This window comes from Deltaproteobacteria bacterium (assembly GCA_016183175.1).
Classification (GTDB): domain Bacteria; phylum UBA10199; class UBA10199; order UBA10199; family SBBF01; genus JACPFC01.
Genome location: JACPFC010000025.1, coordinates 1 through 23,194 on the forward strand (window position 1 = coordinate 1; position 23,194 = coordinate 23,194).

Annotated in this window: 26 protein-coding genes and 1 pseudogene; 10 read left to right on the forward strand and 17 right to left on the reverse strand. The window is 53.3% G+C overall.

Annotation, left to right across the window (positions count from 1 at the left end):
• From HYU99_02835 to HYU99_02850, 4 genes are all read left to right on the forward strand, one after another.
• On the forward strand, positions 1–418 hold a 418-nt coding region (locus tag HYU99_02835), incomplete at its 5' end, for an acetyl-CoA C-acyltransferase (protein MBI2339291.1).
• Positions 418–894, forward strand: a complete 477-nt coding sequence (locus HYU99_02840; GenBank protein MBI2339292.1) for a 1-acyl-sn-glycerol-3-phosphate acyltransferase — start codon at positions 418–420, stop codon at positions 892–894. The genes HYU99_02835 and HYU99_02840, both read left to right, overlap by 1 nt.
• An 80-nt stretch (positions 895–974) precedes the next feature.
• Positions 975–1,301, forward strand: coding sequence for a hypothetical protein (locus HYU99_02845; GenBank protein ID MBI2339293.1), 327 nt, complete (start codon positions 975–977; stop codon positions 1,299–1,301).
• Between the two features lie 65 nt (positions 1,302–1,366).
• The gene (locus HYU99_02850; GenBank protein ID MBI2339294.1) at positions 1,367–4,783 is read left to right on the forward strand and encodes a homocysteine S-methyltransferase family protein; all 3,417 of its coding nucleotides are present in this window, start codon (positions 1,367–1,369) and stop codon (positions 4,781–4,783) included.
• A gap of 25 nt (positions 4,784–4,808) precedes the next feature.
• Here the strand turns inward: HYU99_02850 and HYU99_02855 are convergent, their stop codons facing one another.
• The 12 genes from HYU99_02855 to greA all read right to left on the reverse strand — a co-directional run bounded on the left by HYU99_02855 (position 4,809) and on the right by greA (position 14,824).
• Positions 4,809–6,815 carry a thioredoxin domain-containing protein gene (locus HYU99_02855; protein MBI2339295.1) on the reverse strand — a complete coding sequence of 669 codons (2,007 nt, stop codon included), beginning with the start codon at positions 6,813–6,815 and terminating at the stop codon, positions 4,809–4,811.
• A 92-nt stretch (positions 6,816–6,907) separates the two neighbouring features.
• A complete protein-coding gene (locus HYU99_02860; GenBank protein MBI2339296.1) occupies positions 6,908–7,684 on the reverse strand; it encodes a CDP-alcohol phosphatidyltransferase family protein in 777 nt (258 codons plus the stop codon).
• 12 nt (positions 7,685–7,696) lie between these two features.
• Complete coding sequence (locus tag HYU99_02865) at positions 7,697–9,586, reverse strand: radical SAM protein (GenBank protein MBI2339297.1); 1,890 nt, start codon at positions 9,584–9,586, stop codon at positions 7,697–7,699.
• A gap of 123 nt (positions 9,587–9,709) precedes the next feature.
• On the reverse strand, positions 9,710–10,162 hold the full coding sequence (locus tag HYU99_02870; protein ID MBI2339298.1) for a hypothetical protein: 453 nt from the start codon (positions 10,160–10,162) through the stop codon (positions 9,710–9,712).
• Between the two features lie 5 nt (positions 10,163–10,167).
• The gene (locus HYU99_02875; protein ID MBI2339299.1) at positions 10,168–10,641 is read right to left on the reverse strand and encodes a PIN domain-containing protein; all 474 of its coding nucleotides are present in this window, start codon (positions 10,639–10,641) and stop codon (positions 10,168–10,170) included.
• On the reverse strand, positions 10,628–10,834 hold the full coding sequence (locus HYU99_02880) for a hypothetical protein (protein ID MBI2339300.1): 207 nt from the start codon (positions 10,832–10,834) through the stop codon (positions 10,628–10,630). Before HYU99_02880 ends, HYU99_02875 begins: the two co-directional genes overlap by 14 nt.
• Positions 10,835–10,870: 36 nt before the next feature.
• Positions 10,871–11,401, reverse strand: coding sequence for a gamma carbonic anhydrase family protein (locus HYU99_02885; GenBank protein ID MBI2339301.1), 531 nt, complete (start codon positions 11,399–11,401; stop codon positions 10,871–10,873).
• A 2-nt stretch (positions 11,402–11,403) separates the two neighbouring features.
• Positions 11,404–11,898 carry a bifunctional nuclease family protein gene (locus HYU99_02890; protein MBI2339302.1) on the reverse strand — a complete coding sequence of 165 codons (495 nt, stop codon included), beginning with the start codon at positions 11,896–11,898 and terminating at the stop codon, positions 11,404–11,406.
• Positions 11,831–13,279 carry a tRNA (N6-isopentenyl adenosine(37)-C2)-methylthiotransferase MiaB gene (gene miaB, locus HYU99_02895; protein ID MBI2339303.1) on the reverse strand — a complete coding sequence of 483 codons (1,449 nt, stop codon included), beginning with the start codon at positions 13,277–13,279 and terminating at the stop codon, positions 11,831–11,833. Before miaB ends, HYU99_02890 begins: the two co-directional genes overlap by 68 nt.
• Before the next feature lie 29 nt (positions 13,280–13,308).
• Positions 13,309–13,656 carry a hypothetical protein gene (locus HYU99_02900; GenBank protein ID MBI2339304.1) on the reverse strand — a complete coding sequence of 116 codons (348 nt, stop codon included), beginning with the start codon at positions 13,654–13,656 and terminating at the stop codon, positions 13,309–13,311.
• A gap of 51 nt (positions 13,657–13,707) precedes the next feature.
• Entirely contained in the window at positions 13,708–13,956 is a 249-nt protein-coding gene (locus HYU99_02905) for a PGPGW domain-containing protein (protein MBI2339305.1), read from the reverse strand.
• 388 nt (positions 13,957–14,344) lie between these two features.
• Entirely contained in the window at positions 14,345–14,824 is a 480-nt protein-coding gene (gene greA / locus HYU99_02910; protein MBI2339306.1) for a transcription elongation factor GreA, read from the reverse strand.
• A gap of 100 nt (positions 14,825–14,924) precedes the next feature.
• Between greA and HYU99_02915 the strand changes: the two genes are divergently transcribed.
• The 4 genes from HYU99_02915 to HYU99_02930 all read left to right on the forward strand — a co-directional run bounded on the left by HYU99_02915 (position 14,925) and on the right by HYU99_02930 (position 18,482).
• Positions 14,925–15,962: an endo alpha-1,4 polygalactosaminidase gene (locus HYU99_02915; protein ID MBI2339307.1), complete on the forward strand. Its 1,038-nt coding sequence runs from the start codon at positions 14,925–14,927 to the stop codon at positions 15,960–15,962.
• A gap of 77 nt (positions 15,963–16,039) precedes the next feature.
• The gene (locus tag HYU99_02920) at positions 16,040–16,927 is read left to right on the forward strand and encodes a hypothetical protein (GenBank protein MBI2339308.1); all 888 of its coding nucleotides are present in this window, start codon (positions 16,040–16,042) and stop codon (positions 16,925–16,927) included.
• An 80-nt stretch (positions 16,928–17,007) separates the two neighbouring features.
• Positions 17,008–17,556 carry a YcbK family protein gene (locus tag HYU99_02925; protein ID MBI2339309.1) on the forward strand — a complete coding sequence of 183 codons (549 nt, stop codon included), beginning with the start codon at positions 17,008–17,010 and terminating at the stop codon, positions 17,554–17,556.
• Positions 17,550–18,482 (forward strand): tetratricopeptide repeat protein, encoded by a 933-nt coding sequence (locus HYU99_02930; GenBank protein ID MBI2339310.1) that lies wholly within the window; start codon positions 17,550–17,552, stop codon positions 18,480–18,482. Before HYU99_02925 ends, HYU99_02930 begins: the two co-directional genes overlap by 7 nt.
• A gap of 8 nt (positions 18,483–18,490) precedes the next feature.
• Here the strand turns inward: HYU99_02930 and HYU99_02935 are convergent, their stop codons facing one another.
• From HYU99_02935 to HYU99_02950, 4 genes are all read right to left on the reverse strand, one after another.
• Positions 18,491–18,886 (reverse strand): type II toxin-antitoxin system VapC family toxin, encoded by a 396-nt coding sequence (locus HYU99_02935; protein ID MBI2339311.1) that lies wholly within the window; start codon positions 18,884–18,886, stop codon positions 18,491–18,493.
• Complete coding sequence (locus tag HYU99_02940) at positions 18,883–19,119, reverse strand: type II toxin-antitoxin system Phd/YefM family antitoxin (protein ID MBI2339312.1); 237 nt, start codon at positions 19,117–19,119, stop codon at positions 18,883–18,885. Before HYU99_02940 ends, HYU99_02935 begins: the two co-directional genes overlap by 4 nt.
• Positions 19,120–19,349: 230 nt before the next feature.
• The gene (locus tag HYU99_02945; protein MBI2339313.1) at positions 19,350–19,751 is read right to left on the reverse strand and encodes a type II toxin-antitoxin system VapC family toxin; all 402 of its coding nucleotides are present in this window, start codon (positions 19,749–19,751) and stop codon (positions 19,350–19,352) included.
• Positions 19,748–20,011, reverse strand: a complete 264-nt coding sequence (locus tag HYU99_02950) for a type II toxin-antitoxin system prevent-host-death family antitoxin (protein MBI2339314.1) — start codon at positions 20,009–20,011, stop codon at positions 19,748–19,750. The genes HYU99_02945 and HYU99_02950 overlap by 4 nt, the downstream gene beginning before the upstream one ends.
• Positions 20,012–20,237: 226 nt before the next feature.
• Between HYU99_02950 and HYU99_02955 the strand changes: the two genes are divergently transcribed.
• Positions 20,238–20,960 carry a hypothetical protein gene (locus HYU99_02955; protein ID MBI2339315.1) on the forward strand — a complete coding sequence of 241 codons (723 nt, stop codon included), beginning with the start codon at positions 20,238–20,240 and terminating at the stop codon, positions 20,958–20,960.
• Between the two features lie 350 nt (positions 20,961–21,310).
• A pseudogene (locus HYU99_02960) lies at positions 21,311–22,293 on the forward strand (ATP-binding protein).
• Positions 22,294–22,435: 142 nt separating this feature from the next.
• Here HYU99_02960 and HYU99_02965 read toward each other — a convergent pair.
• On the reverse strand, positions 22,436–23,188 hold the full coding sequence (locus tag HYU99_02965) for a glutathione S-transferase family protein (GenBank protein ID MBI2339316.1): 753 nt from the start codon (positions 23,186–23,188) through the stop codon (positions 22,436–22,438).
• Positions 23,189–23,194: the final 6 nt, after the last annotated feature.

The following is a 23,194-nucleotide window of genomic DNA, read 5'->3' on the forward strand; positions in this document are numbered from 1 at the left end:
CGTCTTGTTTGCCTCGAAAGAGAGATGTCGCGAACTGGGTCTCAAACCCCGCGCAAAAGTGGTCGCTATGGCCAATAGCGGCTCGGAGCCGGTCATCATGCTTTTGGGGCCGATCCCGGCCACCAAAAAGGCGCTCAAAAAGGCGGGACTCACCATCAAAGACATCGACCTCTTCGAAATCAACGAGGCCTTTGCACCGGTTGTTTTGGCCGTTTCCAAGGATTTGGAAATTCCCCTCGAAAAAGTCAACGTCAACGGCGGCGCGATCGCCCTCGGCCACCCGCTTGGCGCCACCGGCGCGATGCTCCTCGGCACGGTGCTGGATGAACTGGAGCGACAGGACAAGCGCTACGGCCTCGTCACTCTCTGCGTGGGGATGGGGATGGGAGTGACGACGATTATTGATCGGAAGGTGTAATGTCCAAAAAAGACGTCCTCTTTAACCCCTACCGCCCCGGGGACGAAGACCATCTTTATTTCAACGACTCGAGGATCCTCAAACATTTTTTCTCGAGCATGCGGCTTGTGGAAAATTATTTTCGCTACGAGGTGGTCGGCCTCGACAATCTTGGGACACCGTCCCTTCTTCCCCACTCTCCGGCGCTGATCGTTTTAAACCATGGATTCCTGCCGATTGATCTTGTCCTTTTGGGGCGGAAGATCTATCGGCAAACGGGACGGCGAATCCGTGTTCTGGTCCACCGGCGGTCGTGGCGGATTCCGGTTTTGAGGGAGGTGGCCCTCAACATAGGTCTGGTTGACGCCAAGCAGGAGAATGCAATTCGCCTTTTAAAAAAGGGGGAGCTGGTCTGCGTCTTTCCCGGCGGCGAACGCGAGGGGATGAAGCCTTCGTCGCAAAAATATCAATTGATGTGGGAGGAGCGATTCGGCTAAAACCCTCCAGCATGAAATACCAGCTGATGTGGTAGGACCGCACCGGCTTTGTACAAACCGCCGTTCGGGCAGGGGCGCCGATTGTCCCCTGCATGTCGGTGGGGATCGATGACATCTATCATGTGTGTGAAAAATCGACTCGCCATCTGGCCGGAAAAATTTTTCACCGCTACTTCCCGTTTCCGGTTTTTTTGGGATTAGGGGGCTTTCCACTCCCCCGAAAAATCGTCCATTATATGGGAAAACCGATTGACCACGGCCTTAAAACCTCGCAGGCCAATAACATGAGGCGGATTAAAGAAATTCACGCCCATGTCTGGAGCGAATCGGAAAAACTCCTTAAAATGGGGCTTCGTCGGCGACGGTGGTTTGGGTTTCCCCGTTTCCTTCCCCGCTTCTTTAGTTGATTCCACCCCGTTTACCGATTATTGTAGGGCGTCCGCCTGAGGCGGACGCCCCTACAATTAAAATAATGGCCAATAAATCTTCCACAACAGGCGGTTTGAAGGATCTTCTCAACGAGCGGATCCTCGTCCTGGACGGCGCCATGGGGACAATGCTTCAGCAAAAGAATCTGACGGCAAACGACTTTGGCGGGTCGAGCCTGGAAGGGTGCAACGAAAATCTGGTTCTCACCCGTCCCGACGTGGTCCTCGACATCCACCGGAAATATTTTGAGGCCGGCTCGGATATCGTGGAAACAAACACCTTCGGCGCAACCCCGCTGGTACTGGCAGAGTACGGTTTGCAGGAGAAAGCTCATCCGATCAACAAAACCGCCGCCGAAATCGCCCGAAAAGCGGCCAAAGAATTTTCAACCGCCAAAAAACCGCGCTTCGTGGCCGGCTCGATGGGCCCCACCACCAAAGCCATCACCGTCACGGGAGGAGTGACTTTTGAAGCACTCATTGATCACTTTAAAAAACAGGCCTTAGGCCTGTTGGATGGCGGGGTGGACCTCCTCCTTTTGGAAACCTGTCAGGATACGCGAAATATCAAAGCAGGCGTTATCGGTATTCATAAAGCATTCGAGGAGTGCGGCAAGAAAGTACCGTTGATTATTTCCGGCACCATCGAACCGATGGGAACAATGCTTGCCGGTCAGGCGGCCGATGCCTTGGTCGCTTCCCTCTCCCATCTGGATCTGCTGGCCATCGGCCTTAACTGCGCCACCGGGCCGGAGTTTATGACCGACCATATCCGGACGATCCATGACCTGGCCGATCCCGCCGTCTCCTGTTACCCCAACGCCGGCCTCCCTGACGAAGAAGGGAAATATCTGGAAACGCCGGAATCGCTGGCAAAACAGCTCGAGCGATTCATCGATAACGGCTGGATCAACCTTGTCGGCGGCTGTTGCGGCACAACCCACCGCCACATTGGCGCAATCGCCCGGATGGCTGAAGGAAAAAAACCGCGCCGGTCGCCGCACGGATCCAAAAACCGCGTCTTTTTTTCCGGCATCGAACTGGTCGAGGCGACCGACGACAACCGCCCTCTTTTGGTCGGCGAGCGAACCAACATGATCGGGTCGCGCCTTTTCAAAGATTTAATCAACAGCGAAAAATGGGACGAAGCCACCGACATCGCCCGCCGCCAGGTCAAAAACGGGGCGCAGGTGGTGGATGTCTGCCTGCAAAGCACCGATCGCGATGAACTCCCCGACATCGATCCGTTCTATGAAAAACTGATCCGCAAGATCAAAGCGCCGATCATGATCGACACGACCCATCCGGCCGCTGTTGAAAAGGCGCTGACTTATTGTCAGGGGAAATCGATCGTCAATTCAATCAACCTCGAAGACGGCGAGGAAAAATTTAGGCGCGTTGTGCCGCTAATAAAAAAGTATGGGGCCGCAGTGGTTGTTGGTTGTATTGATGAAGACCCGGTGCAGGCGCAGGCTTTCACCCGGGAAAGAAAACTGGCCGTTGCCGAGCGCTCCCACAAACTTTTGACGACAAAATATGGGATTCCGGAAACGGACATTATTTTCGATCCCCTCGTCTTCCCCTGCGCCACGGGGGATGCAAACTACATCGGCGGCGCCGTGGAGACTATCGAGGGCATCCGGCTCATCCGGCAAAAATTTCCAAACTGCCGCACGATCCTCGGCATCTCGAATATATCGTTCGGCCTGCCGCCGGCGGCCCGCGAGGTGGTTAATTCGGTCGAAAAAAAATTGGCCGAGGATTTATTGTTGCGCCAAAACAAATCAACGGTGCAAACTTATATCGCCGCCATCGCCGAGTTTTATCGTGGCGCCTCTAAAAAAGAGAAAAAACCAACCGCCCAGTTGCCTCTGGATGAACGCCTCGCCCAATACATCATTCAAGGGACCAAAGACGGTCTCATCCCCGACCTCGAAATCAAACTGAAAGAAAAAGTCAAACCGCTCGACATCATCAACGGCCCGCTCATGGGGGGAATGAGCGAGGTCGGGCGCCTGTTCAACAACAACGAGTTGATTGTGGCGGAAGTATTGCAGTCGGCAGAGGCAATGAAAGCGGCTGTCGGTTTTCTGGAACAATTCATGGAAAAGGCCGATGTCACCAGCCGTGGAAAGGTGATTCTGGCGACAGTTAAGGGGGATGTTCATGACATCGGCAAAAATCTGGTTGAGATCATTCTGAAAAACAACGGCTATGATGTGATCAATCTCGGCATCAAAGTCCCGCCGGAACAATTGATCAAGGCTTATCACGAACACAAGCCGGACATCATCGGCCTCTCGGGCCTCTTGGTCAAATCGGCCCAGCAGATGGCCATCACGGCGGGTGATTTAAAAATGGCCGGAATTCAAATCCCCCTCTTGGTCGGCGGGGCCGCCCTCTCGGACAAGTTCACCCGTACAAAAATTGCTCCAAGCTACACCCAGGCAGTCTTTTACTCCAAAGATGCGATGACGGGGCTTGATCTGGCCAATCGATTGATGGATCCGGCAAACAAACAGAAATTGTTGGAAGGATATGAAAAACAATTAAAACAATCCGACGTAGGGGCGTCCGCCTCAGGCGGACGCCCTTTACCGGCAGAGACAACCCTACGTTCATTGAAGGTTCGCTTGGACATCCCTATCCCCCCCGCCCCTTATTTGGATCGAAAAAAACGCGACGTGCCGCAGGTTCAGGAAATATGGAGTTACATCAATCCCCTGATGCTCTATGTCCGTCACCTCGGCTTCAAGGGAAACTTTGAGAAAAAATTGGTCGACCGTGATCCGAAGGCAATCGAATTAAACGACCGCGTGGAAGAAATCAAGCGCGAGGCGGTCTCTTTTATGAAAATAAAGGCGATCTGGCAATTTTTTGAGGCTGAAGGCAACGGGAATGATATTCACCTCTTTGCCCCTGGAGGGAAACAGCCGCTCCATACCTTCCATTTCAACCGCCAGCGGAAACCGGACGGCCTTTGCCTGTCGGATTATCTTCTTCCTCCAGTGAAGGGAAAAAGGGACCATATTGTTCTTATGGCAGTGACGGCCGGTCAGGGAATTCGAGAACGGGCCGAAAAATTGAAAGAAGAGGGAGAGTATCTCAAATCGCACGCCTTAAACGTCCTTGCCTTGGAAACCGCTGAAGGGTGCGCCGAGTGGCTCCACCGTCGGATCCGTGAGGATTGGGGCTTTCCCGATTCAAAAGAGATGACCATGAAGGACCGCTTTACCGCCAAATACCGCGGCAAACGCTACAGCTTCGGTTATCCGGCCTGCCCCAATCTGGAAGATCAGGAAGGAATCTGGAAACTCCTTCATCCCGAAGAGATCGGAATCCAGTTGACCGAGGGTTTCATGATGGATCCAGACGCCAGCGTGTCGGCCATCGTCTTCCATCATCCGGATTGTATTTATTTTGGCGTTGGTGAATCGGCGGGACAGGATAAAAGGGATTGATCTCCCCTAAGGGGCCCCTTTGGGGTTAAAGATCATACTTTTTGAAATGAGAGATTATTTTTTTGGCCGCCTCCCAATCGTTTGTCGGCAGTTTGCATACCTGATTCTCACAGACGTAAAACGTGGTTTTTCCGCCGATGGCTTCACGCCCCTTCAAAAGGGGAATATCAAGATTCCGGCCCGACGATACCGCTATGACCTTGTTCGGCAAAAATGCCTGATTCAAATATCGCCTGATCTCATCCGATATCGGCCCAACAACCGCAATTTCTTTCGCCGAATCGAGCGAGTAATCAAGGGCAATCAATGTCATTGAGTAACCTGCCGGATAACGCCCTACTTCCCCCGCCATCGCGGTAAAAACGGCGTCCGCCTTGTCTGAATAATCCTTTTCAAACGTTAGCCCATAGAGGCGGAGCAGATTAAGCGCCGCCACCGAGTTGCCGGAGGGATAGGCCCCGTCATGCATCTCTTTTTTTCGGACGATGAGATCGTCCTTCCCGGCCGCGGCAAAAAAGTAGCCCCCTGCTGTTCTATCCCAAAAAAGCTCATCCTGTTTCTTTTGGAGATTTTGCGCGAATGAGAGCCATTTTGGATCAAAATCCGATTCAAAAAGGGCAATGAGGCCGTGAATCAGAAAGGCATAATCGCTCACAAAACCGTCAATACGCCCCTCCCCGTCGCGAAAACGGTGCAACAAACGCCCGTTGCGATAGAGATTCTTTTCAAGAAATCCGGTCGCCTTTTGTGCCGCCTGCAGATATTTTTCATCCCCCAAGACCTGATAGCCCTTGGCCAGCGCAAAAATCATCAAACCGTTCCAGTCGGTCAGGATTTTATCGTCTTTGTGCGGATGGATTCTTTTTTCTCGAATTTCAAATAATTTCTGATGGGCCGATTTCAGCGAGGGATCATCTTTTATCGACCAATCATATTTTTTCAAGAGATGGAGAATATTGGTCTGATGCTCAAAATTGCCTCCAGCAGTCACACCATAGACTTTGGAAATAAGATCAAATTCTTCGCTGGTGAGCGGTTTTTTCAACTCCCCTTCGTTCCAGACATAAAACTTCCCTTCCTCCCCCTCGCTGTCGGCATCCTCGGCGGAATAGAAGCCCCCCAAGGGATCCGTCATGTCGCGCAAGACATAATCGAGCGTCTCGCGGGCCACGGCGGCATACATCGGCTTTTGCGTTACCTGATACCCTTCCAGATAGGTCCAGGCCAAAAGGGCGTTGTCATAGAGCATCTTTTCGAAATGGGGAGTAAGCCATTCGGCATCGGTGGAATAACGGTGAAACCCGCCCCCCAAATGATCGTAGATTCCCCCACGCGCCATGTTGTCGAGCGTCGTCTCGACCATCGCCAGCGCCTCCGGGCTTCCCGTCCGGCGGTGGATGCGCAATAACAAAGAAAGATCGGTCGATCGCGGAAATTTCGGCGCCCGGCCGAAACCGCCATAAACGCCGTCGATGCTGGTGGCATAGAGAGAAAAGGCCTGACGGAGCGTATTTTCATCCAATTTTCCCTCGACAGCCCTCTTCGGTTTGTCGCTTAAATAGGCGGTTATTTCTTTGCCGGAGGTGCGGATTTTTTCCGGATCGGCCTCCCACATCTTCTGAAGCCCGGCTAAGAGTTGCAAAAACTGCGGCCGCCAGAAAAAAGTCCCGCCGTAAAACGGCTTGAGATCGGGCGTTAAAAAAACCGACATCGGCCATCCGCCGTTCCCGGTCATCCCCACCACCGCCTCCATGTAAATCTGATCGATATCGGGCCGCTCCTCGCGGTCCACCTTGATGCTGATGAAATTTTTGTTGAGAACATCCGCGACCTCCTGTTTTTCAAACGAGTCGTGTTCCATCACATGGCACCAGTGGCAGGTGGAGTAGCCGATGGAGAGGAAAATCAGTTTGTTCTGCTCCCGCGCGGCTTTGAAGGCTTCATCCCCCCAGGCATACCAGTGCACCGGATTATCCTTGTGTTGCAAAAGATAGGGGCTTTTTTCGCGGCCAAGCCGATTATGACCCTTCATGGAATCATCCTTTCGACAACCGGCAATCAAACCGAGACAAAACAAAACAACCAACGCCTTGATTAAACCGATCCGCTCCATAGGCAACAAGCCTAGACCTTTCCATTCTTTTCGTCGAGACGTTGCATGACGGTATGCAGACGGTTAAAGGAGGTTCCCCAGCACATCAGGCTGACGAAACCAAGGGGGAGGAGGTAGAGATAATCGTTGATATCCGGCGAAAGAAACTTAAGAAAAGGACCGAAGACCGGCGTAAAAACGGCGCCGACCCCCAGATAGACAATCCGCTCCGGCCTCTGCATCGAGCCCCCTTCGTAGCTGATGCCGTTGGCATCCCCTTTTGCGCGCGTGTAGCTGACCATAAAGGCGCCGATCAATCCGGCGAGGACGAGAAAGAGCCCCCAGTGGTTGCGATAATAGAGGGCCAAGCCGACAAGAACGGCCCCCTCGGAGATGCGGTCCATCACCGAGTCGTAATAGGCCCCCGATTTGGTCTCACGGTTTGTCGCCCGCGCCACGCGCCCGTCAAACGTGTCGAAGGTGGCCCCAAAAATCATCAGCCACCCGCCGAGGCCGAAATGCCCTTTCCAGAAAAAATATCCCGAGGCAAGGCCGACGAGCATTCCGATTGTGGTCAGCGCATTGGGGGAAATACCCAGCCGGACAAAGAAACGGACAAACGGCTCGGTGAGCCAGAGCCAGTATTCCCGCATCCAGCGGTTTAAAAATTTGGAGGCGGGGCGCTCCTCCACTTCTTTGAGACGCTCTTTTTTGCGGTAGACGGGCCGAAAGGCAAGGACGGTGCCCAGAAGAAGGACATTAAAACCGATGAGCGGACCCAGCGAAAACCAGATCGAGTTGAGATTCATGGCCGCGCTTTTTTAAGCGTTCACGACCTTTTTTTCAAGAGGTACTTTTCGTACTGCGTAGGCCTTGGCGGCGGCATCGTAATTGGGAAGGCCCGGCACCTTTAGGCTGTTTTCGAAACTGGGGAGAAGAACCGGCTGGCCGTTGGCGTACACCGGATGCCGCCCCTTTTCTTTGAACCATTGCCCGACGGAGGCCACTTTGTACATGTTTTCGACAATGTTTCTCCAGCCGACGCCGGTGTTGTAGGCGCAGAAGGAAATCTCCCCTTCCTGCGTCCCGTATGGAATAATACAGCGCTCCGTCCGGCGGAAATCGTAATTCCAGAGATCCTGAAACCACATGCCGGCAATAAACATGAAGAGCCATTTGTCTTTCTTGCGCTCGGCCCCGACGCCGTACTCCCCTCCCATCGACCCACCGCTCTGTTTGTCGAACTTTTGGATCAAGTCCTTGAGCCCGAAGCCTTTCGGCGCCTTGGCGGGATTGTAATTCCTCAAAAGGGCCATCGCCATCTGGGCCTTTGAGGCTTTGGGGCCCCGGGCCGCGTCGTTGATTACCGTTACATCTTTTAAGAACTGCTCAATATCGAGCATAGCCCCCAGGGGCGCATATTCCTTTGTTTCTTTGTTGACCAAAAGCACCGTCCCGACGCCGCAGTTGGGATGACAGCCGCACTTCAGCGTTCCCCAATCCTCGTTCGGCCCCTTCATCATATCGGTAAAATCCGAAAAGGGGGCGACCGCCGAAAGCGGGAACCAGTCGCGGAGCGGTTCGGTCAAGCCCGTCTGCTTTTTCACATCGTGCGCCAGGTGCGAAAGCGTATAGCGCTGGGCGTGGCGCAACTCCGGCGTGATGTCTTCATCCCGTCCGGTAAACGACACCGGTTGAAAGGAAATGAAGCTGATCTTGTCGCTGTTTTGGACGGCAAAGTCGACGATCTTCCCCACCTGATGGTCGTTGACGGTTTTGACGATGGTCACCACAAGAACAATGTCGATGCCGGCATTATAGAGGTTTTCCATCGCACGGAGCTTGATGTCGAAGAGGTTGCCGATTTTGCGGTGCTCGTGGTTTTCGTTCCCCACACCGTCGAACTGGAGATAGGCGATCCGCAAACCCGCTTCGTAGGCCTGCTTGGCAAATTCGGGATCCTCGGCGAATTTGATGCCGTTGGTGGCGCACTGAACCGAAAAGTAGCCGACCTCCTTGGCATACCTGATGGCCTCGATAAAATGGGGCGAGATGGTCGGCTCGCCGCCGGAGAACTGGATGGACATCTGGCGCCGCGGCTTGACCGAAATAGAGTCGTCGAGGATTTTCTTGACCTCTTCAAACGTCAACTCGTGGACGTAGCCCACCTGGTTGGCGTCCATAAAGCAGGGGTCGCACATCATGTTGCATCGGTTGGTTAAGTCGATGGTCATGACCGACCCGCGCCCGTAGGTGATGGAGGAACTGCCGTGACGGCGGATCTTGTGCGGGGCGTAGAAATCGCTTCCGGGGTAGAGCTGTTCCATCCGTTCCAAAAATTTGGGATCAATGGCCATCACATCCTCGTAATGACCATGCTTGGGGCAATCCTTCACCATCCAGATCTTGCCGTCGCGCTCGATAATTTTGGATTTGATCTCGGCCGGCTTTTCGTTTCGGAGCACCTCCACGCTCAATTCCCCTTTCAGAATTTTTGCCCTTGTTTCTTTGACGCAGTCGGGGCAGAGCGAATCGGTTTCGCGCGGCCATCCGAGGGGGGGCTTCACCTTTTCGTAGCTTTTCAAAAGAGGACGATCGGCCCATTGCGGCTGAAAAGCCTTCCCTTCGGGAATTCGTTTGTTCACCGACTGAAACACGGTCCAAGCGGCTTTGGCCGATTTGGATAGAACTGTTTCGATCGCTTTTCCCATGACAAGCCTCCTTTTAGAGATTTCTAAACGTTCTAAATATATGAATTTACTGCGTTTTTGTTGAGACGGTTTTAACGGAAGGAGGATGAAGTGTCAATAAAATTCAGCGAGTCGCGTTATACCTTAAGAACCCTCAATGATCGTCTTTAGTACGGAGGTATCTATTTTCTGGCCGGAATAGATCGCCTCAAAAAGAAGATTGGCATTTTCGTAGAATGACCGGACTCGGGCCAAACGCTCCAGCATGAAATGGGCCTCTTCGGGATTTCCCCCCTTCCCCTTCTGGCCATCTTCGGCCAGCTGAGTGCAGTCGCCGATCATGTCGAGGCTGTCCTGGATATTCCGGCGGATCTTGGTGAAAAATTCCCTGATGATGGCCGTCGGGAGAGTATCGACTGCCTGATAATAGTCACGTCTGGTCCCTTTGACCCACACCTTTTTGACAAGCTTAAAATCCTCCAGAACGCGGATGTTGATGCTGACGTTCCCTTTTGAAACGCCAAGGTCGGCCACGATATCATCGAGCGAAAGCGGTTCGGGCGAAAGGTAAAGAAGCGCAAAAATCTGCCCGCACACGCGATTTAAAATCCCGAGAAGCGAGGCCGAAATCCGCCCCGCCCCCTCGATGAAACTCTGCCGGGCCTGGAGGAGCTTTTCATTTTTCGCCTCTTCTTTTTTAACAATGGCAATCCTTTAAAATGGGGATCGCCGCTCAAAACAGAAAGGTTATGCGCTTTGGCCGTCTCGTAAATGATGGCGTCGACCAAGCCAAAACGGGGTCTTTCCTCTCTCATTATTTGGCGGGTTCTGCCCGCCTCGGAGGCAATTTCCAATGTTAACGGAATGACTTCCGTTTGTGACTGAATAAATGCAAGACGCTCGTTCCAAAGGACCAAAGGAAGCTCGGCGTATTTTGCGGATAGCTCGGCGATAACGATAAGCGGCGTATGGCAGTCCGCCTGGCTCAAGTAAGCGCTGACCGTCTCTCCCTTCGATGACCCAAGGAAAAATTCGATCCAGGCGTAGGAGTCGAAAAGAATCTTAGAGGTCTTCATGAAAATCGATGTGATCGTCTTCCGAAAAAGGCGAAAGACGGCCCCGGTCTATGCCGAACATTTTGCCGACCACAGGCCCCCTTGCCTGAGTCAGATGCCGGATGACCTGATCGTAAGTGTCGAGCTTCAACTTCTTTTTTTCCAGTTTCAAGAGCCTCAAGGTTTTTTCCTGAACTTGAATAGTCGTAGTCATAGTCTATAGATATGGTACTATAGGCTATAGAGCATGTCAAGACACGCCTTGTTTGAGGTAAGTCCTGGCCAACTCCGCATAATGATTCGAAAGATACGGAACCACCGCCCGCTCCATCTCGGTTAACGGGCGAATCACCTTGGCGGGGCGGCCAAACGCCAACTGCCCCGGCGGAATTTCGGTCTTTTCGGTCACCAGCGAACCGGCGCCGATCACCGCGCCGTCGCCGATAACCACATCATCCATGAGAATCGACCCCATGCCGATCAAACACCCGTTGCCGATAGTGCAACCGTGCAAAATCACCCGATGCCCCACCGTGACATCGTCGCCGATAATGGTTTTTGCCGGTTTTGGCCCGTCGGCATTGGAGACATGGACAACGGAGAGATCCTGAATATTCGTCCTTTTTCCGATGCGAATGGAATTGACATCCCCGCGGACAACCGTTTGAAACCAGACGGAGGACCCCTCCCCGATCTCCACATCGCCGATGACAACGGCCTGCGGGGCAAGAAAGACCGTTGGATGAATTTTGGGCGACGTCTGCTCGTAAGGAAGAATCATGACTACATCTTGTACTTGCCGAAATCTTCGGGGTTGAGATTTTCAAGCAGTTCGTTCCATTTTTGCTCTTTCACCTGTCCCGAGTCGACCTGTTTGGAGAGATCGATCCGGCGCGATTTTTCCATCACCTTTTTGTCCACAAATATTTCGGCCTTCGTGCGGAGGGCCAGCGCGATGGCGTCGGAGGGTCTGCTGTCCATCACAAATTCTTTGCCGTCACGCCTCAAGCGGATCTGCGCGAAAAAGGTGTTGTCGGTCAGATCGGTCACCTCCACCCGTGTAACCGCAACGCCGAGCGTATTCAAAATATTCCGCATCAGGTCGTGCGTCATCGGGCGGGAGAGCTCGATCTTTTCCAGCTCGGTGGCGATGGCCGAGGCTTCAATCAGGCCGATCCAGATGGGAAGGGCCATCTTTTCGTCAAAATCCTTAAGGATGATGATCGGCATGTTGGTGAACGGATCGATCGTCAGCCCCGTCACCTTTACGTGAATCATCCCGCTCGGCGGGTTCAGAATGTCGTCTGCCATCGGATACCTCTCCTCCCAGGGAATAGGGGTTTGCCTTTGTTATCCTTACTTGCACCATTTGACCCGTTAAACCGTCCTTTCCGGGGATATGGACGATTTTGTTCGAGCCGGTTCTCCCGCTTACATTCTGCCCGAATCCGTCCTCTTTTTCAACCAGCACTTCCTCGATCCGGCCGACCAGAAGGTCATTTTTTTCCTGCGCGATTTCGGTCTGCAGGGCCTGCAGTATTTGAAGCCTTTTTTCCTTTTCAGCCAACGGGACGTCGTCCTTGAGACCTGCGGCCCTTGTCCCCGGCCGGGGGGAGTAAACAAACGAATAGCTCATGTCAAATCCGATTTTTTGCAAAAGATCCAGGGTCTCCTCGAATTCCTTCCGGGTTTCGCCGGGAAAACCGACGATGAAATCGGTGGAAAGGGCAATCCCCGGCCTTGCCTGACGCACCTTGTCGATGATTTCGAAATAATCCCCACGCGTGTAACCCCGCCGCATCGCCTTTAAGACGCGGTTTGAGCCCGACTGGACCGGCAGATGAAAATGGGAGCAGAGAACGGGGAGATCGGCATAGCATTGGACAAGATCGTCCCCCACATCCTGCGGATGTGAGCTGGTAAAACGGAGGCGTTGAATATCCGCGCCACCGGGGCTCCCGGCGCCACCGGGGCTCCCGGCGCCACCGGGGCTCCCGGTCTCGCATGCAATGCGGCGGAGCAGGCGGGCAAACGAAATTTCTCCGGAAAATTTTTTTCCGTAGGAATTGACGTTCTGGCCCAACAGCGTCACCTCTTTAACACCGAGAGAAACCAGTTCCCGCACCTCACGGACAATATCATCGGCGGACCGGGAGACCTCGGGCCCCCGCACCCGCGGCACGATGCAAAAGGAACAGCCATTATCGCATCCCTTTTGAATCGTGACAAAGGCCTTCACCCGGTTCTCATCGCCGGGAACAATAAGATTGACGAACTCGAAATCCCGGCGAGAGGAAAACCGCGTTTCAACAACCGGTTTTTTATCTTTCAATCCGCGGTTCCGGCGGACGGTTTTCACCATGTCGGGAAGCCGCCCGATGGCATCGGGACCAAATACCAGATCGAGAAAGGGAAAGCGTTTGACGAGATTTTCCTTCTCCTGCTGGGCCACGCAACCGGCCAACCCCACGATGCGGTCCGGATTTTCCTCGATAAAAGGCTTTAGCCTTCCCAAGTCGCTATAAACCTTGTGCACCGCCTTTTCGCGGATACTGCAGGTGACAAACAGAACCAGATCGGCGTCATCCGGTTCGGGAACATCGTCATAACCCATGCGCGAAAGGAGTCCCTTCATCTGGAGGGAATCCTGCTCGTTCATCTGACAGCCGTAGGTTTTGATGAAGGCCCTCAAAACGTTTCATCCACTTTCAGATTATCGAGGATATTTTCCACCTCTTCCTCGATATTCACCTCTTCCATGATATCGTGGAAATCCTCGTCGGCAAAAAATTCTTCGGCTTTTTTCTGAAAACGGTCGGAAAACTTCAGGTCCTGCTTGATGGTCTCCACGTAATTATCCGGGTTCTTGCGCATGACATGTTCCACATACTTGTTGAGGTTGGCGATGGCCTTTTTGCGCTGTTTTTCACGGATTTTTTTCCAGTTCTTGAGGTAATGGAGGCGGCAATAGCCCATGGTTGTCTGTTCGTTTTTGCAGGTGTCTTCTTTGCAAAGCTTGATGATTTTTTTCGCCATGGGCCGCGCGGGCAGAGCCTCATTTTGTTGTAGAGAAGATGCTATGAAATGTCAACTATTGGACTTTCTCCACCATTTAAACCTTTCCCGCCTTGTTTTGATGGTCGATTTGATCTGATGGGCCCCTTTTTTAAGGCCGGCCAGCATCCGCCTTGCCCAGAGGAATTCCGTTCCCAAAACAACAAGGCTCAAAGGAATAACCACGAACGCCGGGCCGGGGAGGACAATCATGGCGATGCCGAGGACCAAAAGGGTCAGGCCAAAAACCAGGACTAGTATCTTGCGGACATGACCAGACATTTTTTTGTTGACATAACTATTTGAAATATAAAGTTTTTTTAAAAAACTGAAAAATTTGAAAAAAAACAGGCAACTTTTACGCCGATCTGCCGATAACTATACTGAAGCTCGAAAGAGCTGACTGACCCCCTTTTAAGGCCTTCCGCCCCTGCGAAAGCAGGGGTGGGGAGGTCTTTTTTATTTGGGGGCCCCGCGTCCGTCGCAAGCCGGACGGGAACCTCTGTTCCGCCGGCGTCAGCTACTCCGTTGAAGCGTTCTTTGCAGATCTTGCCCTGCTTGTGGCATCCAGCACAATTTGTCTTTTTGCCGTTTCACCTCCGTTGCCGCTGACTGCCGGTTGTCACAGAGTTTCCCGTCCGGATGAAGGTAAGGCTTAGCGATTACCCCGTTATTTGTACTCAATATTGACAATTTCAAATTCCTTGATCCCCTTTGGTGTCTTCACCTTTACCTCATCGTTCTTCGATCTGCCGACAACGGCGCGGGCGATGGGAGAGGTGATGGACAACTTTTTCGCGGCGATGTCCGATTCATGCTCCCCCACGATCTGGTAGGTCGCCTCTTCGTCGGAGTCGAGATCGCGGAGCGTCACGTGGGCCCCAAAGACCACCCGTTCCTGCCCCTTCATTTTTTGCGGGTCGATGACCTCCGCCTTCGAAAGCCGGAGTTCCAGATCGAGAATCCTCCCCTTCACATGCCCCAGCCGTTCTCTGGCGGCATGATATTCCGCGTTTTCGGCCAGATCTCCGTGCGCCCTCGCCTCTTCCAGTTCGGCAAGCACTTTGGGGCGCTCGACAGACTTGAGGTGATCGATCTCTTTTTTAAGTTTCTCTTGCCCCTGCGGGGTCATGGGGATTCTGTCCGTCATAAGAATAACTTTTAGTATACGGCGTCATGGCGCCTGTCAAGAAATGTCGGCTTAAAACCGTTGGACACCGCCGGCCTTAAGCGGTAACATTTTTGGCCCTGTGAGACCTTTTACCCGTTACACGCTGTTGATTTGCATGCTGTTTGCCTTTTCGATCTGTTCCTCTTGCGGCGGCTCCTCATCGGGATCGGATGAGGGGGATTCCGATGACGGCGATGACAGCAATGGAACCGACAGCGCCCCCCTTCTGGCCGATGTGAACGACTACACCTACTGGCTACAGGATATCGATATCGACGAACTGGCCGCCAGCGGCTATGACCTCGTGGTGATCGATTATTCCAGCGACGGTTCCGACGAAAGCGCCTTCACCGCCGATGAGATTCAGGAATTGAAAGACGCCGGGATGATCGTCCTTGCCTACATGAGCATCGGCGAGGCGGAGGAAGGACGCTTTTATTTCGAGGATGACTGGGTCGATTCCGACACGAAGGAGATTCTCGACACCGCCCCCGATTTTCTGGCCGAATCGAATCCCGACTTTCCCGATAACTTCAAGGTCCGCTTTTGGGAGGAGGAATGGCAAAACATCATTTTCGGCACGCCGGACGGCAATGACGAAAGTTATCTGGACCGAATCATCGACGCCGGTTTTGACGGCGTTTATCTGGATATCATCGACGCGTTTGAATTCTTCGGCCCCGACGGCGAAATGCCCGAACGGCCTTCCGCCGGTGAAGACATGATCGACTTTGTGATCGCCATGGCCGACTACGCCCGCAATGATCGCGGCGTGGAAAATTTTCTGGTCTTCCCCCAAAACGGAGCCACCATCCTGGACGAGGACGGGAGCGACGAATACCTCGAGGCGGCGGACGGCATCGGGGCGGAGGATACCTTCTACATCGGCGATGAAGACATCGACAACGACCTCGATCTCGACAACGCCGATTTCATCACGCCGTATCTCGACCAGTTTGTGGATGCGGGCAAAACGGTCCTGGCCGTCGATTACCTGACTGATCCGGACAAGATCGATGATTTCTACGAGCGGGCCCAGGGGCGCGGCTACATACCCTTCTGCTCAACCCGCGATCTGGATGTGTTGACCGTCAACGCCGGTCATGAGCCGGATTGACCGATTGTAAATTCCCCCTTGGCCTCCCCTTCTTCCCATGCGATAATTACTAAATATTATAATTGGTTACTAAAAGAATGACCCCCTTTTCAAAAAACATCCTCCTGGCCGTTTTTCTTCCAGCCCTTCTCCCCTCCTGTTTTTCGTGGCTTGACTTGAAAGGAGACGTCCTTCCCATCGCCCTTCTGAACGAGGATTATGTATACAACTTCGAGGTTCACGAGGGGTGGGCCGATTTCTGGGACAGCTCGACAAGCACCGAGTTGTATGGGGGCAACCTCCCCTCCGGCGTCGGCATCTCCTCCAACGGCCTTTTGTTCGGCACCCCCCGGGAGCTCGGGGCCTTTGATTTCCGGGTCCTCGTCCAGGACAACGATTTTCTTGAAGATGACAGCTGGCCCGATGCCGAATGGTTCACCTTTTTTGTCACCGAGGCCTCGACCAACGAAGATTGCCCCCGCCCGAATGATGAAACGACAACGGAGATTTATCTCTGCCTCGGCGACATCGAGGCCGGGACGGTAGTGATGGGCGATGAATTCAATCTCGATGTGAATTACTTCGTCAATCTCGATTCCGCCGGTGACTACGATATTATCACCCTCTCTTTCACCATCGTTTATGATCCCGCCGCCTTCGGCATCGATTCCGATTCCCTCACCTCCTCCCTCTTGCGCGAAGCGGTCCGGGCCGATGCGACCGTTGCCTTTGATTCCTCTACGGCGGGCCAACTGGGCATCGTTATCTCCAACAGCGCGAGGCCGTTTACCCGCGCGGGGCGGATCCTTGACATCCCTTTTAGCGCTTTGCTGGACCTCGATCAGGAGGAATATCCCTTCACGCTGACCATTAACGCCATAACCCCCGAACAGGAGGAGACGACGCTCCCCGAAACCCTCGCCATCGACGGCAGTCTGACTGTTGAAGAACCGGCGGGAACCGAGACGGAAGATATAGAAAAATAAATCCTTGCTTTTCCTTGTCTTTTTTGAAAAGATTTTTTTGTTAGCAACTTTTTAGTCTGTCTGCCGATAATCAGGGACAGATGAACCTTCGTCAACTTTCCATCCTTGCTTTTTTTGGCGCGGCTTTTCTTTTGGCCTATGGGTTCGCCATGCCTGCGGGCCATGGGTTTCGCGATATGCGGGGCGACGGCTTGCTCACGCTTCACAACACCCATCTGAACGAAACGGTCACGGTTCAATACCGCAATCCGAACGGCTCATACAACCGGAAGGGGCTTAAAGAGATCAATCACGCCCTTCGGTGTCGTCAGACCAACAAGGAACGAAAAATCCGCGTCGATCTTCTGGAGATGGTGGACCAGATTCAGGATCATTTCGGCGCCAAGGAAGTGGCGGTGATTTCCGGCTACCGGAGCAAGCAACTCAATGAATACCTCTGGCTGATCGGACGGAGGGTTTCCCGCAACAGCCCCCACATGTACGGTCAGGCGATGGATGTCCGCCTTCCGGGGGTCACAACCGCCGATCTGCGTGATTACGCCGACCGCTTGAACCGGAAAGGGGGGGTCGGCTATTATCCCTCCAACCAGTTTGTCCATGTCGATGTCGGCATGAAACGCCGATGGTAAGGTTTACACGGCTTTTTTCTTCCCTTCTCCTGTTTTTCCTTTTTATTGGAATGTCGGCCTTTTCGTTTGGCGTCGAAGACCCTTATGCCCGGCTCGACCTACAGATCACGACTCTCATCGCCAACGGCCAATACAAAGAGGCCGTTCCCCTTGCGGAAAAACTCCTCCCGCTCGCTGAAAAACAGTTTGGCGCCGATCATCCGAACACCGAAAAGGCGTTGAATCAGCTCTCCGAGGCCTGTCGGGGAACAATTGACGCGGCCCAACGTGAGGGACGGGAAGATATCGCACTGGCCGAGACGCTAACAAAGCTGGCGCGCGTCCATCAACTGCAGGGAAAACCATTGGAGGCCGAACCGCTCTACAGGCGCGCGCTGGCCATTCTGGAAATAGCCGAAAAACCGGATTCCCCCCTCTTTGCCCAGACGCTCAACAATCTGGCGCTTCTCTATCTCGCACAGGCGCGTTCGGATGAGGCCAATACCCTTTTTCGTCAGGCCCTTGTCGCCTACGAACAGACTCAAGGGGCCGACAGCAAGGACGCGGGGCTGACATGGATCAACATCGGGGCCGCCTATCGCGACCAGGGGAAAATTACCGAGGCCGAAACGAGCTTTAAAAAGGCGCTGAAAATTCTGGAAAAAAGGCTGGGGCAAAGCGATCCCAATCTCGTCCCGGCGCTCAACAATTATTCAGGATTGTATTTTGCGCAGGGAAAATTCGCCGAGGCGGAGCCGCTGGTTTTAAGGGCCCTTAAAATCGCCGAAAAAAATTACGGCCTCAAGCCCCATCCCGATCTCCTGACCACGCTGGACAATCTCGAATGGATCTATGCCAAAATGGGGCGGACGGAGGAACTCACCAAACTCCAGGAAAAAAGCAAACTCGCCCGGTTCGGGCCTGAGGAATCAACCCCGCAAGAATAACCCGCAGATCACCAAATGGTTTCGACATGGGGATACTCCAGTATCTTTTTGTCGGTGGTTACGAGAGGGATGCCATGCCGTCTGGCCAGGGCGATAATCATTCGATCCGACGGATCTTTGTGAAAAACCCCGGGAAGGAGGGTGCTGGCAATGGCATCGACGGGTGTTAAAGACTCAATAGCCGTGCCGGGGTATTTTTCCGCGTTTTGAAACCAGGCATAGATGTCCATGGGGAGGCTTAATTTTCCAAGGCCGACCTTGACCGCAATTTCCCATACCGATATCGCCGAAATGAGAACCTCTCCGGCTTTTTCCGCCCCGGCGATGGCCTTTCGCGCGCGGGCCGACAATTTTTCGGGGTCATGCAACCACCAGAGCCAGACATGAGTGTCGAGAAGAATCATGTCCGGAGCGCGTCCCAAAGGCCGGGCAACGGTTCGTCAAAATCTTTGGAGATGCCGATCGGTTTTCCGCGCAGAGGATACGCATTGGCCTGCTTGTCCTTTTTGCGAAAAGGAACGATCCGGGCGACCGGCTTGCCGCGGCGGGTGACAAGCACCCCTCTTTTTCCGGATGCGACCTCGTCGATCAAGGAAGGAAGTTCTTTTCTGGCCTGCGAGACATTGAGGTTTCTCATGGTTTTGTACCTTTCATTCCGACATGTACAAGACTATACGTACAAGATGATCCTGTCAATGGCTGTTCGGGCCCCTGGGTAATCGGTTAATCTTGTCCGGCTAATCCATTAAAATCATTGGCAAAATGCCACTATGAAAAGCCAAATTTTTGACAGACCGGGATAAACGCCCACCTCTCGAATGCCCGTCAGGGGAAAAGCTGCCTGTCCCGGGTGCCAGTTACTTTTTTTCAAAAAATGACAACCGTAAAACCAAGCCTATCGGCGATTTCGGACTGTTTTTGGTCGGCCGTCGCAAAACCGAGTTGCTTGCGGGTGGGATCTGTATAAAGGGCGGCGGCAAGATGATAGGCATCGGCGCCCCGCAAATAGCCTGCTTCAAAAATAGACAGGTATTCCGGCAGTAGAGACCGCTCCGGAATGACCAGTGAAACCATATCCACAAAAGGGGCCGCTTTATCCAAGGCAACTCCTTCCCGCTTCGCGGAAGCCAAAACCTCCGCCTCCAGAAGGGAGGCGCTCACCATTTTTTTTGAAAATCGGCGCAGAAACGGCCGCACACGGCGGCTATTAGGCTCCTCGAACAGAAGGGAGATGACCACCGACGAGTCGACATACAGGTGGCGGGTCAATCCCGTTCCTCCAAAAACCGGCGCAAGGCCCCTTCCCGCTTAACCCCCGCGGGAATCCCGTTTCTTTTTGCGGGCAACAACCGCCCCTGCAGGGCAAGACGTTCCAGCCTCTTGTTGAAATTTTCCCGGGTTTTAAACGGAACCAGAAGGCCGACCGGAACCCCCCTCTCCTTGATGGTGATCACCTTGCCCCCCTTGACCCCTCTCACCAGTTTGGAAAAGTGCGTCTTGGCCTCGTAGATGGAATAGGCCTCTTTCACAATTCCAGATTATTGAATATGACCAGACTAGTCAAGTCAATTTTTTTTTGGAGCACCGACTGATACCGGGTTTATGCCTGCGATGACGGCGGCTTTCTCGATGAGCGGAGTGAACGTGTCCGGAAGATCGAGGCGCGATGATCCATGTCGTTTTAATGAGCAAAATACGTGCCAATAATTACCATCGGCCTAAAATAGATAATATATTGAAATTACTTGAATTATTTTGTTAATTGATGGGGTTGGCGCGCGAAAAGCAGGCAAAATTTCCGAATGGGAAAGGCTCATTTCGGCCCAAACGGTTTTTCAGTCCCGTTTCCCCGAAGCGGTCCTTGTCGGCGGGACGGCGGCGGCTTGCCGCGTGGCGGCCCTTCACGCCGGGCACCGCATTTCTATCGACGCCGACTATGTCCTGCCCGATCTGAAAAAGCGGTTTGTCGCCGTCCTAAAGAAATTGGAAGAAGAGGCCGGCTGGAGCACAAACCGGCTCGAACCGCCGGTATTGATCCTGGGGCATTTTCAGGGGGTGCGGACCGGTATCCGGCAACTGATGCGGAAAGCCCCGCTGGAAACCGCCGTTGTCCGGGGTTTTCGGGTTCCTACAATCGGGGAGATGCTTCGCATCAAGGCCTGTCTGATTGTCCGCCGAAACACGACGAGGGATTTCATTGATTTTGCGGCGTTGTTCGATCACCTCGGTGTCGCCAATTCCCTGCGCGCCCTCGACTCCCTGGACACCCTTTACCCTCAAGAGGGAGAGAGTTCCATAACTCAGCAACTGGCTTTGCAGTTGGCGGAACCTAAACCATGGGATTTGTCGGAGACCGATTTGACCCGTTACAAATCTTTAAAAGGGCCTTACACCGACTGGAACGCCGTCAAACAGCGGGCCTATACGGCGGGACAAAAGATAATCCTCCAGCGGCTAAAAAATTCCGGAGGAAAATAAACAGGAACCTAAAATACCACGCAACTTACTGCTTTTTCGGCCGATAATATATGCTAGTTTCGGGAGAAAACATGGGTGACATTACCATCAACGGAAAACCGGTTTCGGAAAATTATCAAAGTATCGATGACCTGCCGTTTGTCATCAGCGAGATCGACCGGCAAGTAGATTGTCCCGGTTTTTTCTCAGATTGAGAACGGCAGAAGTCAGATTTTTGACGCACACTCACACCAATAAATATTAAAGCCCCTTGCAAATTACTCATGAGTATTTTAGGCTAAGCTATAAATTACTCATACTTGGTCATGCGCTATTTAACCCCCTACATTCAGGCCGATTTGAAGAAAAAAATGGTCTTTCTCTCCGGCCCCCGGCAGGCCGGCAAGACCACTGTGGCCCTCTCTCTTTTGGGAGGAGACGAATCGCACCCCGGTTACTTTAACTGGGACCATCTTGAAGACCAGAAAAAACTTTTGTCCCTTCAATTGCCGGCCGACCAACCGGCAGTGCGCGGCTTGATCTTTACCGACGCGGCGGCGATGCGCTGACAGGCCGTTATCACCCTTATCGCCTCCATCCGTTCAGCCTCGCCGAATTCGACCCGCAGTGCCGCGAGTCCTCCGCAAAAATTCTGCTTCAATACGGCGGTTTTCCGGAGCCCCTTTTCGCCGCCTCGGAAGAGGTGTTAAGACGGTGGCACCGCGAAAGACAGCATCAGGTCTTGCGCGACGATTTGCGCGACCTCGAAAAGGTCGAAGAGGTGGCCCTCGTGTCCCAACTGGCCGACCGTCTGCCCGATCTGGTCGGTTCCCCCCTCTCCCTCAACGCCCTAAGGGAGGATCTCCAGGTGGCCCATCCGACGGTCAGGAATTGGCTTTCCATTTTGGAGAGGCTCTTTTTTCTGTTCCGCGTTTCCCCCTTTGGCGCCCCAAAAATCAGGGCGGTGAAAAAAGAGCAAAAGGCCTATCTGTGGGACTGGACTCTTGTCGGCGACCCGGGGGCGCGGTTTGAAAATATGGTGGCGTGTCATCTGTTAAAATATTGCCATTTTGTGGAGGACACCCGGGGGCATGAAATGGAACTGCGTTACCTCCGCGACACCGACAAGCGGGAAGTTGACTTTGTCGTGATAAAGGACAGAAAACCGCTCTATGCCGTGGAGTGCAAGGCCAAAAGCCGGGTCCTCTCACCGGCCCTGATTTATTACGCGGCCCGCACAAAAATACCCCGGTTCTATCAGGTCCACCTCGACGAGGCCGATTACGAACAGGCGGAGCATCCCATTCGCGTTCTTCCTTTTCACACCCTGGTCCGCGAACTGGGCCTGCCGTGACGGCTTTCCCTGACGGAGTGGGAAAATTCCTGTTGCTCCTGAGGTTTTTTTGATAGCCCCGCAATATTTCGTTTTCTCAAAGCTCTTCGGCCTTATTCTCGCTTTTGGATTTGCGGCTACCTTGTTTTAGGCAAAAGGACGTTTAAAAAACGCGGGAAGATAAACGATACTCCCGGTACATCTTCAACACCCAGGAATAAAACGGATCCTTTTCGTGGTCGCGGCGGAAGGAGGCCAGCGGTTCGGGGAATACATTCGGCCACCGAAAATCATGCTCCTTCGGCCAGACCAGAGGGGCTGTGAGCGCGGAAGCGCTCAAGTCGGCCCTGGTGAAGCTCTCTCCCACCAGGAATTTCCGTTTTGAGAGAATTTTGTTGAGCGTTTCAATGCCGTCCATCAGCCGCTTTTCCGACCGTTTGGCCGATTCGGGACTGATATTCATGCTCCGGCGCATCAGTGTACGGACAACAGGAAACATGATGGCGTAGAGGACCGGGCCATACCGCGGGCCGTCCTGCAGGAGGAGCGAGGTTACAAGGGGGCGATCATGCAGAAGGGTATTGTAGAAATAACGCCGCAGGTGGACGCCGATTTCCTGATCGCAATATTCCTCAAGATCGATCGCCTCTTTTTTAAGATCGCCTTCGAGAGGAGTCAGCGGCTTTTGGAAATATTTTTCGTCGAGGTAGGTGATGATGTCGGTTGAATCCTGAACCAGCACCCCGCCATCGTCAATCACGGGAACCGAGGATTTTGACGCCATCCGCTTGAGCTTGAAGAAGTGGGGACCGGGGACAAGGTTGATCCGCTCATAATCCAATCCCTTGTAGTCCAGCGCCCAGCGGGCCTTCTCGCAATAATGGGAAAGGGCGAATTGATAGAGTTTTATGGCCATGGATGA

What these genes read in the sequence shown, in the direction of transcription:
- HYU99_02840 (MBI2339292.1), top strand. Translation starts at nt 418, where the DNA reads ATGTCCAAAAAAGACGTCCTCTTTAACCCCTACCGCCCCGGGGACGAA.
- HYU99_02850 (MBI2339294.1), top strand. Translation starts at nt 1,367, where the DNA reads ATGGCCAATAAATCTTCCACAACAGGCGGTTTGAAGGATCTTCTCAAC.
- HYU99_02855 (MBI2339295.1), bottom strand. Translation starts at nt 6,815, where the DNA reads ATGAAGGGTCATAATCGGCTTGGCCGCGAAAAAAGCCCCTATCTTTTG.
- HYU99_02860 (MBI2339296.1), bottom strand. Translation starts at nt 7,684, where the DNA reads ATGAATCTCAACTCGATCTGGTTTTCGCTGGGTCCGCTCATCGGTTTT.
- HYU99_02865 (MBI2339297.1), bottom strand. Translation starts at nt 9,586, where the DNA reads ATGGGAAAAGCGATCGAAACAGTTCTATCCAAATCGGCCAAAGCCGCT.
- HYU99_02875 (MBI2339299.1), bottom strand. Translation starts at nt 10,641, where the DNA reads ATGAAGACCTCTAAGATTCTTTTCGACTCCTACGCCTGGATCGAATTT.
- HYU99_02880 (MBI2339300.1), bottom strand. Translation starts at nt 10,834, where the DNA reads ATGACTACGACTATTCAAGTTCAGGAAAAAACCTTGAGGCTCTTGAAA.
- HYU99_02885 (MBI2339301.1), bottom strand. Translation starts at nt 11,401, where the DNA reads ATGATTCTTCCTTACGAGCAGACGTCGCCCAAAATTCATCCAACGGTC.
- HYU99_02890 (MBI2339302.1), bottom strand. Translation starts at nt 11,898, where the DNA reads ATGATTCACGTAAAGGTGACGGGGCTGACGATCGATCCGTTCACCAAC.
- miaB (MBI2339303.1), bottom strand. Translation starts at nt 13,279, where the DNA reads ATGAACGAGCAGGATTCCCTCCAGATGAAGGGACTCCTTTCGCGCATG.
- HYU99_02900 (MBI2339304.1), bottom strand. Translation starts at nt 13,656, where the DNA reads ATGGCGAAAAAAATCATCAAGCTTTGCAAAGAAGACACCTGCAAAAAC.
- HYU99_02905 (MBI2339305.1), bottom strand. Translation starts at nt 13,956, where the DNA reads ATGTCTGGTCATGTCCGCAAGATACTAGTCCTGGTTTTTGGCCTGACC.
- greA (MBI2339306.1), bottom strand. Translation starts at nt 14,824, where the DNA reads ATGACGGACAGAATCCCCATGACCCCGCAGGGGCAAGAGAAACTTAAA.
- HYU99_02920 (MBI2339308.1), top strand. Translation starts at nt 16,040, where the DNA reads ATGACCCCCTTTTCAAAAAACATCCTCCTGGCCGTTTTTCTTCCAGCC.
- HYU99_02925 (MBI2339309.1), top strand. Translation starts at nt 17,008, where the DNA reads ATGAACCTTCGTCAACTTTCCATCCTTGCTTTTTTTGGCGCGGCTTTT.
- HYU99_02930 (MBI2339310.1), top strand. Translation starts at nt 17,550, where the DNA reads ATGGTAAGGTTTACACGGCTTTTTTCTTCCCTTCTCCTGTTTTTCCTT.
- HYU99_02935 (MBI2339311.1), bottom strand. Translation starts at nt 18,886, where the DNA reads ATGATTCTTCTCGACACTCATGTCTGGCTCTGGTGGTTGCATGACCCC.
- HYU99_02940 (MBI2339312.1), bottom strand. Translation starts at nt 19,119, where the DNA reads ATGAGAAACCTCAATGTCTCGCAGGCCAGAAAAGAACTTCCTTCCTTG.
- HYU99_02965 (MBI2339316.1), bottom strand. Translation starts at nt 23,188, where the DNA reads ATGGCCATAAAACTCTATCAATTCGCCCTTTCCCATTATTGCGAGAAG.